Raw genomic sequence first — 17,378 nt, forward strand, 5'->3', positions numbered from 1 at the left:
GATGACCGTCGGTAGCGTCGAACCGATGGCGAACATCGTGATTTTCGGCGGGCACGGCAAGGTCGCGCAGCTACTGGCCCCGATCCTGTCTGACCGTGGCGATAGCGTCACCGCGGTGATCCGCAACCCGGCGCACGCCGCCGAGGTTGCCGCTGCGGCCAACCCGCTGGTCCTCGACATCGAGGCCGCCGACACCCCGCAGATCGCCGAGGCGCTCACCGGCGCCGACGCGGTGGTCTTCAGCGCGGGGGCCGGCGGCGGGAACCCGGAACGCACGTACGCGGTCGACCGGGACGCCGCGATCTGCACCATGGCCGCGGCCCGCGACGCCGGCGTCCGCCGGTACGTGATGGTCTCCTATCTCGGGGCGGGCCCGGATCACGGTGTGCCCGAGGGTGATTCGTTCTACCCTTACGCCGAGGCGAAGGCCGCCGCAGACACCGCGCTGCGGGCCGAAGACCTCGACTGGACCATCCTGATGCCCGGCCGGCTGACCCTCGACCCGCCGACCGGGAGGATCGACCCGACGGCGATCCGCGGCGCCGACAATCCCGGCACCTCCCGCGCCAATGTCGCGCAGGTCGCCGCCGCCGCGCTGGCCGACCCGTCCACCATCGGCAAGGATCTACCGTTCACCGACGGCGACATCCCGATCGCCGAGGCGATCGCCGGCTGAGGCCGCGCCGGGATCCTAGGCGACTCGGGAATACCAACTGGTCAAAGCGGGTACACACCCGCTCATGACAAATCGGAAGCGCGCCGAGCCCCGCAAGTCCACACCGGCAAAGGATCCGGCCGAAGCCGACGAGCCGACACCCGAGGAACCGGCGACCGTCGTCATCTTCGCCCCCGCCCCGGTGCTGACGGTCACCGTGGAGGACCTGTCCGGGGAGCCCGACATCCACGTGCACCCGGGTGGGCAGGGTGTGTGGCAGTCCCGGATGGTGTCGTCACTGGGCGTGCCAACCGTGCTGTGCGCCGCACTCGGCGGTGAGACCGGTTCGGTGCTCGGGCATCTGCTGCCGACCACCGACGTCACCGTGCGCAGCGTCTCCGTCAGTTCCCGCAACGGCGCCTACGTGCACGACCGTCGGACCGGCGAGCGGGAGATCATCGCGGAGAGTCCGGGCAGCCCGCTGGACCGCCACGAACTCGACTCGCTTTACGAACTCACCCTGACCGAGGGCCTCACGCACGGCTGGGTGTTGCTGTCCGGGCCGCAGGACGACCGGGTCGTACCGGCCGAGTTGTACCGTCGTCTGGCGACCGACCTCGGCGCCAACGGTTGCCGTGTCGTCGCCGATCTGTGCGGCGAGCGACTGGAGGCGGTGCTCGCCGGTAAGCCCTCCTTGATCAAGGTGAGCCACGAAGAACTGCTCGCCGACGGCCGGGCGAAGTCCGAGGACGCCAAGGACCTCGTCGCCGCCATGCGCACCATCCGGGACGAAGGCGCGCGCTCCGTCGTCGTGTCGCGGGCCGGCGCCGAACCGGCCCTGGCCATGATCGACGCCGATTCCGACGGTGAGCGGGACGCCGTCGTCGAGGTTGTGACGCCGACGTTGGAACCGGCCGACCCGACCGGCGCCGGGGACTCGATGACCGCCGGCATGGTCGCCGCGCTGGCCTGCGGACAGCCGATCCGCTACGCGCTGCAGGTCGGGGCGGCATGCGGCGCGCTCAACGTCGTGCGCCACGGGCTGGGCACCGGCGGCGCGAAGGCCGTGGCGGCGATCGCCCAACGCGTCGAGTTGCGCCCGTGGAAGTAGCGCGAGAGGAAGGAGCCCAGGTGCCAATCGCGTTGGTCACCAACGACGACGGGATCGACTCCCCCGGCCTGCACGCGCTGGCGGCCGCGGCACGCGACGCCGGATTGCAGGTGATTGTGGCGGCGCCCGCGGAGCAGTCCAGCGGCGCCAGCGCATCGCTGACCGCGGTCCTGCGAGACGGCCACACCGCCGTCGAGCGCCGGGAGCTGCCCGGGCTGGAGCACGTCGAAGCATGGGCCGTGCACGCCCAGCCCGCGCATATCGTCACCGCCGCAATGAACGGTTGGTTCGATCCCCCGCCGGATCTGGTGCTCTCCGGAATCAACCACGGCGCAAATGTCGGTCGGACCGTGCTGCATTCGGGAACGGTCGGCGCGGCGCTGACCGCGAAGCTGCACGACGCGCGCGCCCTGGCGGTGTCCTTGGACGTGGCGTTGCATCCCACCGGCGAGCGGCACTGGGAATCAGCGGCCGCGCTGGTGCCAACGGTGCTGGAACTGCTCCTTGACACGCCCGAACCCGCGGTGCTCTCCCTCAACGTCCCCGACCGCCCTACCGACCAGCTCGGCCCCATCCGGCACGCGCCGCTGGCCCGCGGCGGGTCGGTGCACATCCACGTCGACGAAGTCCTCGACGGCGGTGTGCGCTTGGCGGAGTTCGAGATGGACGACCCACCCGAACCGGGCAGCGACGCCGCAGTGTTGATCGACGGGCATCCGACGCTCACCGAGCTGCGATCCGTCGAGTCGCACGACGGCGCCCTGGTGCGAGATTGGCTGGACTCGCAACGAGCACGTCGCTGAGGCCACCGACGACGGATAGCGCTCGTCGCCGGCGGTTCTGCGGAGGGTGGAGGACTCGAACCCCTGCCTGTCACGGCACCCCGGTGTTCGACGCCGGTTGCAGACCATTCCGCGGCACCCTCTCGAGCGGAGGTCTGCGGAATCGAACCGCAATCACGAATCAGGTTCGGATCACTCCCGGTAGCAACGGGGTTCCGGCCCAGCCGAATTAGACCTCCAGCGCACTTAGCGCGAGGTACTCGATGATCGGCGGGTGTAAGTCACGGAATTAGATTAGCCAGCGGCGCAAGCGAATTAGATGTGCTGCCGACTCGCACCGCACCCTCGCCGCCACTCCACTGATCGCGTCGCTGTCGACGATCGGCCCCGACGGGACCCCACAGGTCACCGCGGTCTGGTTCCTGATCGACGACGACGGGTCCGCGGCGGTGTCGATGACCACCGACCGGCAGAAGGGAAGCGGGTGTGCGCGCACTACGGCCGTCCCGACGCCGCCGGCGCACCGACGCAGGGCCGGGTTGTCGCGCGGATTCTCCCGACCCGGATCGTCGCCCAAGGCTGACCTGTAATGGGCGGCCGCCGCACTTCGATAGACTGCTGTGATGCTTTTCCGGCGCGCCGTAGCCCCTGCTGCCCCGTGTGGGGCCGCGCGTCATTGGTCCTACCTGGGGGCGGCGGCCCTTGTCCTCGGCGCGATTCCGCTGGTCACACCTGTTGCGCCGTCGGCCGCAGCCGATGACTGCCCGGCCGCCGAGGTCGTGTTCGCTCGCGGAACCGACGAACCGGCGGGCATGGGCCGGGTCGGAGACGCCATGATGGCCTCGCTGCGGAAGAAGACCGGCGGCTTGAACATCCGCGCCTATCCGGTGGACTACAAGGCCACCATCACGCAGCGGCACAGCGGCGCAGGCGCCAAGGACGCGATCAAACGCATCGAATCCACCGTGGACTCCTGCCCCAACACCAAGATCGTGCTGGGTGGCTACTCCCAGGGCGCGAGTGTGGTCAACATCGTGGCCGGCTTCGACGGCGTCAACTGGGGCGATCCACTCCCGGCCAAGTACATGGACAGCGTTGTGGCGGTCGCGACCTTCGGCAACGTCTCCAACCGCACCGGCGGACCGACGCCGACCCAGGATTCTCCGCTCGCCGCGAAGTCGATCGACCTGTGCAATCCCTCCGACCCGATCTGTCACGACGGCGAGGGCAACTCGTGGAGCGGGCACACCGACGGCTACATCCCCGTCTACACCGACCAGGCGGCCACCTACATCGCGAATGTGCTGCTGACCCACGGGACACCTCAGCCTGGTTCTCAGCCTCAAACCGGTGGTTTGCAGCTGCCCTCGGTGACCACCGATGGCTCACAGTTCCCGGCGGAGTCCTCGGATAGTTCGCAGACGGCCTACGGCCCATCACCCGTTCCGCAGTCGCCCGCGCGCACCCCCTCGACGCGCCCGGGGCCGGCGTTGCCGGGACCGGTGCCGCCGGGTCCGGTTACTCAGACCCCGGTTACGACCACTCCGGGCTCGTCTTACCTGGGGTACTAGATCTCGCAACACCGTGGCGGCCCTGGTGGACCCAGCCGCGGCCTGAGGGGCAGCACGTGATGCCGTTCGGGTGCGCCGACATTCTTCGCCGCCACGATCAAGCTGGGTCGCACGGGACAAACTATTGGGATGCCCATCCTGCGGTGCGAACGCACACCTGGACCGGACTCGTCGGACCAAACCGCTAACGTGCTGAGCATGGCGATCACCTCGGCGGCTCTGCGCTACCGACGCCTCCAGCAGGAGGCCCCGGAATGGGCGCTGCTGCGTGCGCGCAACGCGGGCCTGATCGTCGCGGTGGTGCAGGACTACTTCCCGCCGGAGCGGCGGGTGCGCCCTGCTGCCGAGGTCATCGCCGAACTCGACGTCGACCTGGACCTGCTGCGCGAGACAGGCGCCGAGCTCGAGTCCTCGGCGACGGCCTACGTCGCGAGCTGGGTGAGCGCGGGCTACCTGATTCGGCGTCCGGGCGACACCCGAGGCAGCGAGACGCTCGCGCCGTCGGCCGCCGCGCTCAACGCCGCGGCAATGGTGCACGGCATCGAAGCACCCCAGCGCGCCGCGTCGGCGTCACGGCTGGGCTCCATCACCGCGAATCTCATTTCGCTGCAGCGTGACTCCGACCCCGACGCGGAGACCCGGCTGGAACTGCTCGAAGCCGAGCGCGCCGCCGTCGAGCGTCGCATCGAGGAGGTGCACAGCGGAGAGTTCACCGTGCTCGATCCCGAGAGCGCCCGCGAGCGCGTCGTCGAGGCCCTCACTCTGGCCGACGAGGTGCCCGTCGACTTCGCCCGCGTGCGCACCGCCATCGAAGCCCTCAGTCGGGACCTGCGGGCGAAGATCCTCGACGACTCCGCCGAGGGCGGCGCCACCCTCGGCAATGTGTTCCGCGGGGTTGACCTGCTGGCCGAATCCGAGGCGGGCCGCTCGGTCAACGGCTTCTACGACGTCATCCTCGACGCCGAGCAGTCGGCCAGAGTGCAGGAGGCGATCACCGCGATCCTGTCCCGAGACTTCGCCGCAGCCCTCACCGCGCAGGAGCGCATCGCGCTGCGCACCCTGCTGTCGCGGCTGGAGGACGAGGCCGCCACGGTGCGCCAGACCATGCTGCTTCTGTCGCGGTCCCTGCGCCATTTTGTGCTGTCCCGGCAGTACGAGGAGCACCGGCGGCTGCGGCAGTTGATCCAGCGCTGTCAGTCGATGGCTGTTCAGGTCAGTGCGCTGCACCGCCCCGAGAAGGCGATGGATCTGCAGCTCACCAGGATCGGAATGCAGATCCGGTCGCTGGCCGCCCTCAAATTGCACAATCCAGGTGACGGACAGGTGCCCACCGATTTCCAGTGCCACGAGAACGACGCGGTGGACTTCGAGGAGCTGGCCGCCGTGGCCCGCGAGTCCGACATCGACTTCGACGAGCTGCGTGAGAACGTCCTGTCCACGCTGGCCCGCGCCGACGGGCCCGTCACGGCCGGCCGGGTGCTCGGCGATCACCCGGCCACGCAGGGCCTTGCCAGCATCGTTGGCCTGATGGTCCTGGGCGCCGAACACGGCCACACCGACCCCACCGCGACCGAGCGAGTGGCCCTGGAGCAGCGCTCCGTCACGATTCCCACCATCACCTTCGCGCACGGCGACTTCCAGGACCACCGATGAACCCCGAAGAAGTCTTCCCGTTCGAAGCCAAACGCGCTCTGGTCCAACTGCTTCGGGGTCCGGTGGTCACCCAGGGCGCTCACCGGCAACAATGGTCGGCCATCCTGGATCATCGCGTCGAGATCGAGCGACGCCTCGCAGACGTTTTCCTCGACCTGGTGTTGGACGAAGATGACGGCATCGCCTTCACCCGCCCTCAGCCGGCCCCAGACGATCCGAAGCTCGCGCCCCCGGAGGTGTTGCGCACCCAGACCTTGACCTTCATGGACACTCTGGTGATCCTGGCGCTGCGCTACGAACTGCTGATCGCGCCGGCCGGCCAGCGGGTGATCGTGGAGTACGACGACATCGTCGCCGGGATGGATCCGTACCGCGGCCGCTACAGCACCGACGACGCCGGGTTCCGCAAGCGCATCAACGCCTCCTGGGAGAAGATGAAGACGTACTCGCTGCTCTCCCCCGCCGACACCCCGGGCCGCTTCGAAGTGTCACCGGTGCTGCGCCAACTCTTCGACGCCGAAGCGGTCGCCCTCGTGGAGGCCGAGTACCAACGCATCCTGGATGGCGACGACGCTCCCGATCATTCCGCTGGCTCCACCGCAGCCGAGGACATCGCAGACGGCGAGGACGCTGATGGCTGAGGATCTGCTGCGTCCTGGACAACACCGACTCGCCCGGATTCAGCTGTTCAACTGGGGGACTTACGACGGCTATCACGACCTCCCGATCGCCCGGCGCGGCTTCCTGATCACCGGACCGTCGGGGTCGGGCAAGTCGACGCTGCTCGACGCCATCTCCACGGTGCTGGTGCCGCCGTCCAAGCTCAGCTTCAACGCCGCGGCCCAGGGCCGCGGCCGGACGGTGGCCTCCTATGTGCGCGGCGCGTACGCCCGCGGGTCTGACGCCGAGACCCGCGAACTGCGCGCCCGGTACCTGCGCGAAGGCGCCACCTGGAGCGCGGTCGGGCTGACCATGAGCACCGCGAACGCCGACGGCCTGGACACCGTCACCACCCTGGTGGCGCTGTTCCACCTCAAACGCGGCAGCAACGACCTCGGCGAGTCCGGGCGCGCGTTCCTGCTGTTCGACCACGATCTGGACATCACCGAACTTCGTCACGTGGTGACCGACGGCATCAACGTCCGCGCCCTGAAGAAGCGCTGGCCGGAGACGCTCTACAACAAGAGTTACCCGCAGTTCGGTCAGCGGCTGCGGTCACGCCTGGGCATCGCCGACGAGAACGCGCAGTTGCTGCTGCACCGGGCGATGTCGGCCAAGGGGCTCGACAGTCTGGACCGGCTGTTCCGGGACTACATGCTCGAAGAGCCGGACACCTTCGCCGAGGCGCGCCGAGCCGTCGAGTTCTTCGCCGACCTCGATGAGGCGCACCGCAGAGTCGTCGACACCCGCGAGCAGATCGACGCGCTCGCCCCGTTGGAGGAGCTGACCGCGGCCCGCGACCGCGACGAGCTCACGACCCGGGAGCTCGGCGCGGAGCTGGAGGCTCTGGACGGGCTGGCGGCGCGCTTCGAACTCGACCTCGCCCAAACCTGGCGCTCCGACGCCGATTCAGCCCATGCCAACGCCGTTGTCGGCGAGCAGCAGACCCGGGCAGCCCAGGCCGCGGCGTCGGGCGCGCTGCGCGACGCCGAGCGTGCCCGCGATGGAAACCAGACGCTGCGGGAGCTCTCCGATGCGCTCGATCACGCGGACGAGCATGTTCAGCGAGTGCTGACTCAGCGCCAACGGCTACAGGCGCTGCTGGATCCCTGGGAGACCGGGGTCCCCGACAGTGCCGAGGAGTTCGCCACCGTCAGCGCCCAGATCGCCAGGGAGGCTGAGGAACTCACTGCCGGCGGGACCGCCGACCGGGACGCCTACGCTGCCCAGCTGCTGGCCTCCGAACAGGCCGTCAGCCACGTCACCGAACTCCGCGAGCAGATCGCCGCCGCCGCGCGGGAACGGTCCAATCTGGATCGCAGGCTGCTGGCGGCGCGGGAGGTCATCGCCCGGGAGACCGGCCTGCCCGCACGCTCGCTGCCCTTCGCAGGTGAGCTCATCGACGTCGTCGAGCCCGCTTGGGAGGGGGCCGCCGAACGCGTCCTCGGCGACCTCGGCCGCACCATGCTGGTCGCCGATGATCACGCCGCCGAGGTGGCCGCGGCCGTCGACGCCAACCATCTGGGCGCCAGGCTGGTGTGGCGGAAGGTGGATCTGCGCCGCACCCACCGGGTGCCCGCGGTGGGTCCCGAGTCGATCGTGAACGCGCTGCGAGTCGCCGAATCGCCGTGGCAGCACTGGCTGAACTCCCAACTGGCGTCCCGGTACGACTATCGCCGCATCGACGACCCCCGCGACTTGGGCCGCCACGACCGGGCGGTCACCCGCGCCGGCCAGGTCCGCGACCGCGACCGACACGTCAAGGACGACCGGTACGCGATCGACGACCGGACCCGGTACGTGCTGGGCACCAACAACGACGAGAAGCTGCAGGCGCTGCGCGAGATGCTGCGCACCGCCGAGGCCACCGCTGTCTCCGAGCGGCAGCGAGCCGACGCGGCACAGCGCGCCTTCGAACAGCACCGAGCGCGGATCAACTCGGGCCCGCGCATCCTTGAGATCGGTTGGGAGGAGATCGATCTGGGGGCCGCACAGGCCAGGCGGCTCGACGCCGCCGAGCGCCTGGCGGCTTTACGCGGCGACACCGAGATCGACCGGCTGGAGGCGGCGGTACAGGCCGCCCAGGCCGCCGCCGAGGACGCGGCCGCCGCGCATGAGACCGCCCTGCGGGTCTTGCACAGCGCCGCCGACCACGCCGGGCGGGTCAACGCCCGGATCGCCGAACTCACCGCGACGACGGCGGCGACCCCGCCGCCCCCGGACGATCTGACACCGCGCTATCGAGCCCGCTTCGACGACGGGCGACGAGCGGCCCTGCGGCTCGACGGCTTCCCGGCCGCGCAGAACGCGGTGGAGAAGCAGATCCGGGCCGCGCACCTCGAGGCCGACCGATCGTTGAACAACACCCAGCACGCAATCGAGTCCCTGCTGCTGCGGTATCTGAGCAGGTGGAAGCACCCCGACCTCGCGGCGGAGGCGGGGTACGCCGACGACGCGCTGGCGTTCCTGCGCCGGCTGCGCGCTGACGACCTGCCGAAGGTGGAGAACCGCTTCTTCGAGCTCAACGAACGCCAGTCGAACCAGAACCTCGGCACCCTGGCGATGCGCATCCGCCGGGCTCCCGGCGAGATCCGCCGTCGCATCGACGAGGTCAACTCCTCGCTTCGGCGCTCCGAGTTCGACCGCGACCGAATTCTGCAGATCGACGTGCGGGACTGTCAGCACCAAGACGTGACCGACTTCTTGGCCGACATTGCTCGGGTGCAGGAGCATTCGCTGCTGGCCGATGACCGCGCGGCCCAGGAACAGCGCTTCGAGCGGATTCGCGCGCTGCTCGGCCGGCTGGGGTCCTCCGACTCCGGTGACGTCCTCTGGCGGAACCGCTGCCTGGACACCCGCCGTCACGTCACGTTCGTCGGCGTGGAGTTCGACGCCGACGGAACCGCGGTGAACCACCACGACTCCTCGGACTCGCTGTCCGGCGGCCAGGCCCAGAAGCTGGTGTTCTTCTGCCTGGCCGCGGCGCTGCGCTACCAGCTCGTCGGACCCGACGCCGACCTTCCCAGCTACGGCACCGTCGTCTTGGACGAGGCGTTCGACCGGTCCGACCCTGAGTACACGCGCCGGGCCGCCGACGTGTTCGACCAGTTCGGCTTCCACCTCGTCCTGGCCACGCCGTTGAAGATGATCCGCACGCTGCAGGACTACGTCGGCGGCGTGGCGACCGTGTCGATCCGCGATTCGCGGGCCTCCCGCCTCGGTGTCGCGACCATCGCCGAAGCCACCGACGGGAACGCCGCCGGTGACTGAGCCCCCGAAGCTGATGCTGCCGGCCGACGTGGCGAAGCGAGCGTCGAGCACGGTCTCCCGGCACCTCAAGGAGTGGGTGTTCGGCGGTGCGGTGGCGCCGTTGACTGTGCGACTGGGCAGCCCCAGCGAGGCCGCCGTAGCCGCGCACCGCGACGCCGTGGAGACCTGGGTGCGCGCATGGGAGCAGTCGCCGCTGGAGGCCACCTGGGAGGAGCGGCGCTGGCCGAGCCTCGGCCGACAGCTGGTCCCGGTCGCGGTGACCATCACCGGCGCCGACGCGATCTGCGAAGCCGCCGGTCAGGCCCGCCAGTGGAGAACTCTGCGCCAGCGACGGGAGCGACTGTGCGCGCTTGACGACGGACCGGCCTGGCCGGCGGTGCTCGAAGCCACGTTTCGGCACTGGAAGACTTTGTCCGACAACGACTTCGATCATCTGCTCGCCGTGCTCGATTGGCTGCGGCAGAACCCAGACTCTGGATTGCTGATCCGGCAGCTTCCGATCCCCGGTGTGGACACCAAATGGTTGGGCGCGCACCGGGCCGCGGTGACTGCGCTCGCCGTCGCGCTGGGAGTGCCCGAGCATCTGGGGCTGCGGGAGCGGGAGGTGCTGCGAGCAGTGGCGATCCTGGACCCGGCGTTGCGGCGGGGATTCCCGCGACTGTTCGCCGCGCCGGACCTCGAGCTCACACACCTTGACCTAGCCCCGGATCGCGTGTTGGTGGTGGAGAACCTGCAGACCCTGGAGGCCCTGCCGGAACTGCCCGCAACGGTGGCAGTGTTCGGCTCGGGCGACAATTCGACGGCGGTGGCCGAGTTCTGCTGGGTCCGCAGCGCGCCGCGGGTGGTCTATTGGGGCGACCTGGACGCCGCCGGGTTCGCGATCCTCACCCGCTTCCGCACGGTCCGCGGCTGCGAGAGCGTGCTGATGGACGCCGCCGCGGTGCACGCCTGGGAGCACCTGGCGGTCCCCGATCCAGCATCCGAACCGGTCGACACCGCTCTGCTCACCGAAGCGGAGGCCGCAGCATTGGACCTGTTGCGCCGCAACGGATTGCGAATCGAACAGGAGCGGATCCCGATGAGCGCGGCAGCCGAGAGACTGCGGTATTGAGCGCACTGCCGTGGGAGGCGCCCTGCACCCGGCCGCAAGCGATTTGCACGGGCCGATCAGACGATGCCACTTGTCGGTGCCCGGCCGTAATCTCAGCGCCAACCGCCAGGAGGCGCAAAATGAAGATGCTCGTAGCGACAACGCTCACCCAAGGAACCCGCGGCAGCGACTACTGCTTCTGCGTTGCCGGGGAACCGGTCTGGATCCAGGAACCGTGCGACAAAGACCGGCGCGATCCCGAACGCGGCTGCGGATGCAGCCGCGGGTTCGCCGGCGCGGCCTCGCATCGCGCCACCACGACTGCGCAAGTCGCCGACGTCCCACTGACCCGCGACGAACTCGTCCTGGCTATGCGGATGAGCCTCATCGACGGTGGCTGGCCGGCCAACTGGGCAGAAGACATCGTCGAGGAGAACCTGGTGATTGCGTCCTTCTTCCCCACCGGCACAGTCATCGAGCGCAGCTTCGATGACTTCTACCCCCGCGCCGCCTGACGAGCTACGTGCGGATACGCGGCCTGGCCGCTTCCCCACCTAACCTCAAACAACCCGTTGACCTGCGAACTGCACGCTAGCATGTAAGCATGCGAACAACCGTGGAGATCACCGCGCGCCAGCATGAAGCGCTCAGCGCGCTGGCCAGACGCCGCGGCGTGCGCGGCTTCTCCACGCTGATCCAAGAAGCGCTCGATGACTATTTGGCCAACGTCACGCCCGCGGAGGTGGAGGCGCTGCTCGGCCTCGAAGGCGTCTTGAGCGACGAGGACGCCGCGCGCACCGAGGACACCATCACCGAACTGCGCAGCACGTGGCGAGCCTCGTAGTCGCCGACACCGACATCGTGATCGACTTCCTGCGCGGGAAGGGCGCCTGGGTCCAGGTGGTCCGGGACCTGATCGGCGGGCGGAGGCTGCGGTTGACTGCGGTCACAGCCTTTGAACTGCAAGTCGGCACTGCCTTCCATGACCGTAGCGCCGACATCCTCAAATTGCTGAAGTCCCGCACTCTTGCGCTGGACCCCGCCGCGGCACTACTGGCAGGCGAGGTGGCCGACGATCTTCGATCACGCGGCACACCAATAGGATTCGCCGATTGCCTGCAAGCCGGCGTGTGCCTGCGTCACGCGCTCCCGCTGGTCACCCGCAACCGCAAACACTTCGAAAGGATTGCCGGCCTCGAACTCGTCGAGCCCTGACCTGCGACCTCTGGGTTATGAGCCGACGGAGGAGCGTTTCGGCTGGTGTGCGATGTCTCGTTTGTGCAGGTCAACGGTCTCTGGCGTGTGATGTCGTGTGGGAACATTGCACCCGATTTGGGCGGTTTCGCGGAGTTTGGTTCCCAAATTTGTTCCCAAATTGGGCCCCGAGAGTCCGACCCGACACACCCGCCCCTCGTGGCATAGGCACCTTCTCTCCCCCGCTTTCCTCCAATTCCACTCCGGGTGTCGACGCGATCGCACGTGCCCGGCGGCGGACGCCGATCGTCGATCTACATGGCGCAGACGTCGAAGGGCGCCACCCCGGCGGGGATGGCGCCCTTCGTCGTCGAGACCTACAGCTGGGCCGGTGCCTTCTTGTACCAGCCAGTGATGAACCCGACCAGTTGAACGATGTTCTACGTACGCATGATCGGCGCGCTCGCGTTCGGCTCGAAGTCGACGTTCGCCTCGGTGGTTCACACAGTCGTAGCGGGCAGCCGCCCCGGTCCCTTGCCTTCAGCAGCCTGCGGCCTTGAGCGTATTGAGTGCCAGGTCGACGGCTCTGACGAGTTCGTCGGCGGCGAATAGCAGCGGGCGCGTGTCGTTGACGACCGGGACTTCGATGTTCTCGACATAGGCGTTCACGATGTCTAAAGGTGCCTCTGTCCAGGCGTCATCCAGTCGGCCAGCGGGTCTTGGCGTCTTCGGCGGTAGGCGGAGAACGATCGTCGCGGCGACGGCGCCGTTGGTCATCTCGACGGGAGCTGTATCCACTGACTCGATCGGAAGTTCACTACTGGTCACCGAGAAACTCTCGTTAGTGTAGAGGACCAGGCGGACGGCGCGATGTTTATCGAGGTTCACAAGGCGGTTCAGAATCGTGAGGGGGTGCCAGTCCGGGCCGCCGTCTTGAGCTGAGTGACGAAAGGGCTGGCACTGGTCGATCACCGTGAGCACTGCCGGGTCGATCAAGGACGACAGGGCAGTTTGTGCGCTTGGCCACTTCGTCGGATCCGTGATGATCGGGTAGTGCAGCTGCCTCTCCTGCCGTGGAGTGAGCGCAACGCGCGCCACGGCGTGGCTATAAACCGCATGATCAAGCGCTGCACGGAGATTCGTCAGTATGTCGCCGAAAATGAGACCCCAGTAATCGGGCATTTCCTCCTTCACCTGAATAACTACTCTCACGATGGAAAGGGTGGGGTCGAAAAGGTGGTCCGACTGCCGCATCACCCAGTCATGCGGCTCGCGGGCGCGGAAAGCCTCGACATCTGCACGCAGGGCATCGCGATGCACCTTTGCGCGGCGCAGCTTGTCGAAGGAGCTTTGCAAAGTCGTCATAGCCCTCGATCATCGGACTCGTCAAAGTCGATCGGGATGGTCTCGTTGAACCGGGGATGGATCTGGTCAAGTCGCTCCATGAAGGTCTTCCAGTCCGGGCTCATCTTCATCATCGTGACCACCGAACCCAGGTGCTCGCGAAGCTGGGGATAGCCGCGGTTTCCCGTAAGTCGTTGGAAAAGCTTGTCTTTTGGCTTGCCGGTAGATCCTTTGCGCTGAACTCTTTTGAGTTCTTCGAGCACTCCGGGGGCGATGCGCCTATAGACGATGTCGTTGGTCAGATGGCCGAAATACTGCGGCCGCTTCACCGATTCATGCGGATAGTCGAGGCCCTTCAGCCGGAAGATCTGCTCGTAGTAGTCGGGCGGAAAGGTTCTCACCCAGGCCTGTAATTCCTTGTCTACGTAGGCTTCCAAGATCTTTGCGAGGGCGTCCCGCGCACGAACTTCCTGGTAGCCCGTCACTTCATCGACCAGCGCGATGATGCCCACCTGGGCAAGGCCGCGGACGACTATCTCGGCCTGGCGAGCGATATGCTCCTGCGTTGGCGGCAGCGTGTTGGCTTCCCTTGCCTTCAAGTAGAGCTCGCACACGTCCGGCAGCAGCTCAGCGCGGTATCCGTATGCCCTGCCCCCTCCGGGCCGTTGAAATAGGACTGGCTGGCTTGCGCCGATGATCTCGTCACTGATGTAGGGCCGAAGGCTCTGGCTCCGGAGGAACAGTGGCAGCGCATCATCAGCTGCGCGGCCGCCTGACGGATAGCGAGTACGGCCAATAGCCCGCATGAACGAAGCCTGGGTGATCAGCCGCGTTCCGTCTTCAAGCACATAACACTCGATGTCGACACCGCCAACCGACAGTTGCCGATCGGCCGACCCTGCAACCACGGGTTGAGCAGTTGCGCTCCAACGCTGCTTCGCAGCGTCCCGGGCGATCGCCGACCGCTGTTCAGGCGTGAGGCTCTTCGCCCTGGCGACACCTCCGGCTCGCTTACCGCTGCCGCCAGCCTGACCTATGCTTGCAGGATCATGCTTGCTTTCCATGGCGATTACATTAACAGTGCAAGCATCACAATGGCGCATGCTTGCATTTGAACGCGTGTCGCAACTGCCTGCACTCAGGCCCTCGTCCCCACACGACGCCGTAGATTGAGTGCTTTTCAACAACTCAACGTCAGCTGCCACACTGGTGGTGTGAGTTGGGGTGAGGTCGTGCTGGCAGCGTCCACCGTGGTGGTGCCCGGTGCCATCGGCGCGGGAGCAACCCTCGCGGTGCAGCGGCTCGCCAACCGTGCCCAATCGGCCCATTCCCGTGCCAACCGGAGGATGCAGAAACAGGCGGAGCTGCGGGAGGCGATACATGAATTCCTTGACGCCGTGCAGGAAGCCGAGTCGTTCGCCGACCCTGCCAGTGTGACCGGCAGCGACCGTGCCGACAGTGCGGCCAGAAGGAGTGTCCGCAACACCCTCCTGCACCGGATGTGGTTCCGCAAGCGGGCGCTTGAGGTGGTCGCAGGTGACGAGTTGGAAATGGCAGCGGAGACCCTGACCGTGACCATGCGCGACGTGATGTTCGGCAATCTGCCCGAAGGTCAGGACATGTGGGAGTGCCTGGACGGTCCCCGAACCGCGTTCCTACGCAGTGCACACGCTGCGTTATACGACGAGGATTAGGTTCGCTCCGGTAATGGTTCTCTGCCCTTCGGTGGACGCCACCCCGTATTCCCACATTAGCGGGCACGGTGAGCTTTCGCGATCAACAGCAAGACGCTGCATCCGCTAGTGACAGGCTGATAACCTCCCGCCATGAGGGGATTTCTCGCAGGGTGCGCGCTCGTAGTCGGGGTGGGGCTGTTGGCTGCGCCGCCGGCATCAGCCACAACCATCGAGGAGATGGTGAACAACTCCGGGGCTCGGGAGAGTCCGTTCTGGAGCTATATGGCCGACAACGGCTTCGGCTATCTGGACGCGCAGCGGGTCAGCAACGACAGCAAGATCGTCTGCGCGAACCGGCAGGCTGGCGTAACCCCCGCACAGATCACCGGGTTGCTCGAATCTCGCGGCTACACGAACACCGAGGCGCAAGGCATCGTGGCGGCGGAACAGGCGTCGAGCACCTCGGTGCACTCAGTCTGCTGATCGCGGACGCAGGACAATCCGGCCCTTCGGACCCCCACTGGAAGGTCCAGAAGATTGTTCAGGATCATTGCCCGCGGGGACCGTGAGCGCCGCACCGAGCTCCTTGTCGACGACAAACCCCAGTAGCTTCGTCACGGCATCCTGCGCCGCGCGCAGTTGGTGAATCCGCGGCGTCTTGGAATCACTGAATGCCTCAAGACGATTGAGCTCTGCAGATATCTGGGTCTCCAGAAAGACCAACTGCGGCCAAAGCTCGGTGTCGTTCGCAATGTCCAGCCGTTTGAGGGCGTACTCCGCGGAGACGCGCAGCGTGAGGTGCGTGACGCTTAATGTGAAGATCTCGGCACTCGAACCACCGAGGGCAGCCCCCGTCACTACACCGGCGCCGCTAGCTGCCAAGGCACCGATAGTGGTGATGCCTCCCATCATGCCACCAGGACCGAGTGCTGCCAGACCGCCTGTGATAGCGGCACCCCCGAATGCTGTTGCAGGAGCGGCCATAGCGAGGCCAATGGGTCCGGCAGCGATCAGCGCCAATCCGGCTGCAGCCACGCCGATACGTCCCCACGGAATCCCCCCGGTGCGCTTCAAGAGGTCGTCTACCTCGGAGAGAGCTTCTGCGATATGGGTGGCGACTCCAGGTTGAAATCCGAGGTTGATCACCATGGTTTTCAGCGCGGCCTTGGGAGCATCGCCGGCATCGATCTCGTAGGGATCCACAAAGTTCGTTGTCGTCAGGTTGGTCAAGGTGACAACGGCTTCGCGCAGTTCGAGTCGGTTGGGCAAATCGGGCGTTCGGCCTTCAATGATGGATTGCAGTTCGGCGGGTATCGGCTGACCGGATGCGGCCATTTGCTCAAGCTGGGATGCAAAGTCATCTCGAATGACCTTCAGCGCGTCTTCATAGCGCTGTGCCCGGTCAGTGTCTTTGATGTTCTTTGCGATGCAGTCCGCGAAACGCAGTTTGATCAACGTCAAGAGCTGATCATCGGTTAGTCTGACCGCGAGCGCGCGGGAGGCAACTACGGCTTCCTTGGACGGGTACAAAGAATTGGCCACCAATCCAGCGACCGCCGGATGGCTGAGATAGCGGTCGGAACCGTGTTGGTCTAAGCCAGCGATGTTCACTGCGCAATCTTGAGCACCAGGAAAGACCGAAGTGAGTCCACGGCCCATCGTGACGATGTCCCGAGGACTGAAAAAGTTGGCCCAGTCGAGCACAGAACCATAGGGGAACTTCTTCAACAACCGCTCGCTCCCACGATGCAGCGCATCGCTATTCGCGGGGCTGCCAATGGTGATGAATCGCTGCACTTTAAGGTCGACAGGCAAATGATCGAGCAAGTCGATGGCGATGACGCTACCCAGGCTGTGCCCGATAAGGAGAATCTTTCCCCTAGCAGGAACCTGATCGAGGATGTAACGCAAGATCGCGCCCCGCAACCCATCGTTGGTCACGTACCGCCGAACTTGGGCGAGGTTCATCGCAGACAAATGGTCAACGCCGAAAGCATGCGCGGCATTCATGAACGGCTTGGGCACGCTGTTGAAACCGAACGGCACGGCGTCGGGCTCGTCCTGCAGCATTCGGTAGACAGCAGCCTGACGTCGCTCGAATTCACGGCGACTCCGGTCGTCGTTCTTCACTCTGTAAGTGATGTCCGGCATCTTCGCCGAAATGCCCTCGGTCGCCAGGAACGAATCGTACCTAGGCGCAATCACCTGGCTTTCGTCTATGCGCGGATGGCCCGCGGATTCCAGCGCGTTGTTCAGCCCACGCAGCCAGTCACGATTGGGATCCCCATCCCCAATTCCGTGCAGAAATACGATCTTCATCGATAACCTTTCAATGAGATTCGGTACCTCACGAGCAGCAAGTGGGTTGACGC

The 17,378-nt window shown here is 66.6% G+C and carries 17 protein-coding genes; 14 read left to right on the forward strand and 3 right to left on the reverse strand.

Translation table 11 applies throughout. The features are described from left to right. Window positions 1-25 precede the first annotated feature (25 nt). The 12 genes from L2Z93_RS14475 to L2Z93_RS14530 all read left to right on the forward strand — a co-directional run bounded on the left by L2Z93_RS14475 (window position 26) and on the right by L2Z93_RS14530 (window position 12,418). Window positions 26-676, forward strand: coding sequence for an NAD(P)-dependent oxidoreductase (locus L2Z93_RS14475; protein WP_090590914.1), 651 nt, complete (start codon window positions 26-28; stop codon window positions 674-676). Window positions 677-740: 64 nt separating this feature from the next. Further along, on the forward strand, window positions 741-1,766 hold the full coding sequence (locus L2Z93_RS14480; protein WP_090590572.1) for a 1-phosphofructokinase family hexose kinase: 1,026 nt from the start codon (window positions 741-743) through the stop codon (window positions 1,764-1,766). Window positions 1,767-1,786: 20 nt separating this feature from the next. Continuing rightward, window positions 1,787-2,569 (forward strand): 5'/3'-nucleotidase SurE, encoded by a 783-nt coding sequence (gene surE / locus L2Z93_RS14485; protein WP_090590575.1) that lies wholly within the window; start codon window positions 1,787-1,789, stop codon window positions 2,567-2,569. A gap of 665 nt (window positions 2,570-3,234) precedes the next feature. Beyond that, entirely contained in the window at window positions 3,235-4,119 is an 885-nt protein-coding gene (locus tag L2Z93_RS14490) for a cutinase family protein (protein WP_234786194.1), read from the forward strand. Window positions 4,120-4,317: 198 nt separating this feature from the next. Next, window positions 4,318-5,772, forward strand: a complete 1,455-nt coding sequence (locus tag L2Z93_RS14495) for a DUF3375 domain-containing protein (RefSeq protein ID WP_090590918.1) — start codon at window positions 4,318-4,320, stop codon at window positions 5,770-5,772. Next, window positions 5,769-6,413 carry a DUF4194 domain-containing protein gene (locus L2Z93_RS14500; protein ID WP_090590586.1) on the forward strand — a complete coding sequence of 215 codons (645 nt, stop codon included), beginning with the start codon at window positions 5,769-5,771 and terminating at the stop codon, window positions 6,411-6,413. Before L2Z93_RS14495 ends, L2Z93_RS14500 begins: the two co-directional genes overlap by 4 nt. After that, window positions 6,406-9,702 carry an ATP-binding protein gene (locus L2Z93_RS14505; protein ID WP_162561974.1) on the forward strand — a complete coding sequence of 1,099 codons (3,297 nt, stop codon included), beginning with the start codon at window positions 6,406-6,408 and terminating at the stop codon, window positions 9,700-9,702. The genes L2Z93_RS14500 and L2Z93_RS14505 overlap by 8 nt, the downstream gene beginning before the upstream one ends. Beyond that, window positions 9,695-10,813 (forward strand): DUF3322 domain-containing protein, encoded by a 1,119-nt coding sequence (locus tag L2Z93_RS14510; RefSeq protein WP_090590594.1) that lies wholly within the window; start codon window positions 9,695-9,697, stop codon window positions 10,811-10,813. Before L2Z93_RS14505 ends, L2Z93_RS14510 begins: the two co-directional genes overlap by 8 nt. Window positions 10,814-10,932: 119 nt before the next feature. Further along, window positions 10,933-11,307 carry a DUF7715 family protein gene (locus tag L2Z93_RS14515; RefSeq protein ID WP_090590597.1) on the forward strand — a complete coding sequence of 125 codons (375 nt, stop codon included), beginning with the start codon at window positions 10,933-10,935 and terminating at the stop codon, window positions 11,305-11,307. 89 nt (window positions 11,308-11,396) lie between these two features. Further along, window positions 11,397-11,636 (forward strand): hypothetical protein, encoded by a 240-nt coding sequence (locus tag L2Z93_RS14520; protein ID WP_090590600.1) that lies wholly within the window; start codon window positions 11,397-11,399, stop codon window positions 11,634-11,636. Further along, entirely contained in the window at window positions 11,621-12,007 is a 387-nt protein-coding gene (locus tag L2Z93_RS14525; RefSeq protein WP_090590604.1) for a type II toxin-antitoxin system VapC family toxin, read from the forward strand. The genes L2Z93_RS14520 and L2Z93_RS14525 overlap by 16 nt, the downstream gene beginning before the upstream one ends. 246 nt (window positions 12,008-12,253) lie before the next feature. Beyond that, window positions 12,254-12,418 (forward strand): hypothetical protein, encoded by a 165-nt coding sequence (locus tag L2Z93_RS14530; protein WP_162561977.1) that lies wholly within the window; start codon window positions 12,254-12,256, stop codon window positions 12,416-12,418. 108 nt (window positions 12,419-12,526) lie between these two features. On the opposite strand, the gene L2Z93_RS14535 is transcribed toward L2Z93_RS14530, so the two are convergent. Both L2Z93_RS14535 and L2Z93_RS14540 read right to left on the reverse strand, forming a co-directional pair. After that, window positions 12,527-13,351 carry a hypothetical protein gene (locus tag L2Z93_RS14535; protein WP_090590608.1) on the reverse strand — a complete coding sequence of 275 codons (825 nt, stop codon included), beginning with the start codon at window positions 13,349-13,351 and terminating at the stop codon, window positions 12,527-12,529. Further along, a complete protein-coding gene (locus L2Z93_RS14540) occupies window positions 13,348-14,394 on the reverse strand; it encodes a P63C domain-containing protein (protein WP_090590612.1) in 1,047 nt (348 codons plus the stop codon). The genes L2Z93_RS14535 and L2Z93_RS14540 overlap by 4 nt, the downstream gene beginning before the upstream one ends. Window positions 14,395-14,544: 150 nt before the next feature. On the opposite strand from L2Z93_RS14540, the gene L2Z93_RS14545 reads away from it, so the two are divergent. Both L2Z93_RS14545 and L2Z93_RS14550 read left to right on the forward strand, forming a co-directional pair. Then, window positions 14,545-15,024 (forward strand): hypothetical protein, encoded by a 480-nt coding sequence (locus L2Z93_RS14545; RefSeq protein WP_090590617.1) that lies wholly within the window; start codon window positions 14,545-14,547, stop codon window positions 15,022-15,024. 132 nt (window positions 15,025-15,156) lie between these two features. Continuing rightward, window positions 15,157-15,489: a DUF732 domain-containing protein gene (locus L2Z93_RS14550; RefSeq protein ID WP_090590621.1), complete on the forward strand. Its 333-nt coding sequence runs from the start codon at window positions 15,157-15,159 to the stop codon at window positions 15,487-15,489. Here L2Z93_RS14550 and L2Z93_RS14555 read toward each other — a convergent pair. Further along, on the reverse strand, window positions 15,478-17,325 hold the full coding sequence (locus L2Z93_RS14555; protein ID WP_090590625.1) for a lipase family protein: 1,848 nt from the start codon (window positions 17,323-17,325) through the stop codon (window positions 15,478-15,480). The genes L2Z93_RS14550 and L2Z93_RS14555 overlap by 12 nt on opposite strands. Window positions 17,326-17,378: the final 53 nt, after the last annotated feature.

This window comes from Mycolicibacterium brumae (genome assembly GCF_025215495.1).
GTDB lineage: Bacteria > Actinomycetota > Actinomycetes > Mycobacteriales > Mycobacteriaceae > Mycobacterium > Mycobacterium brumae.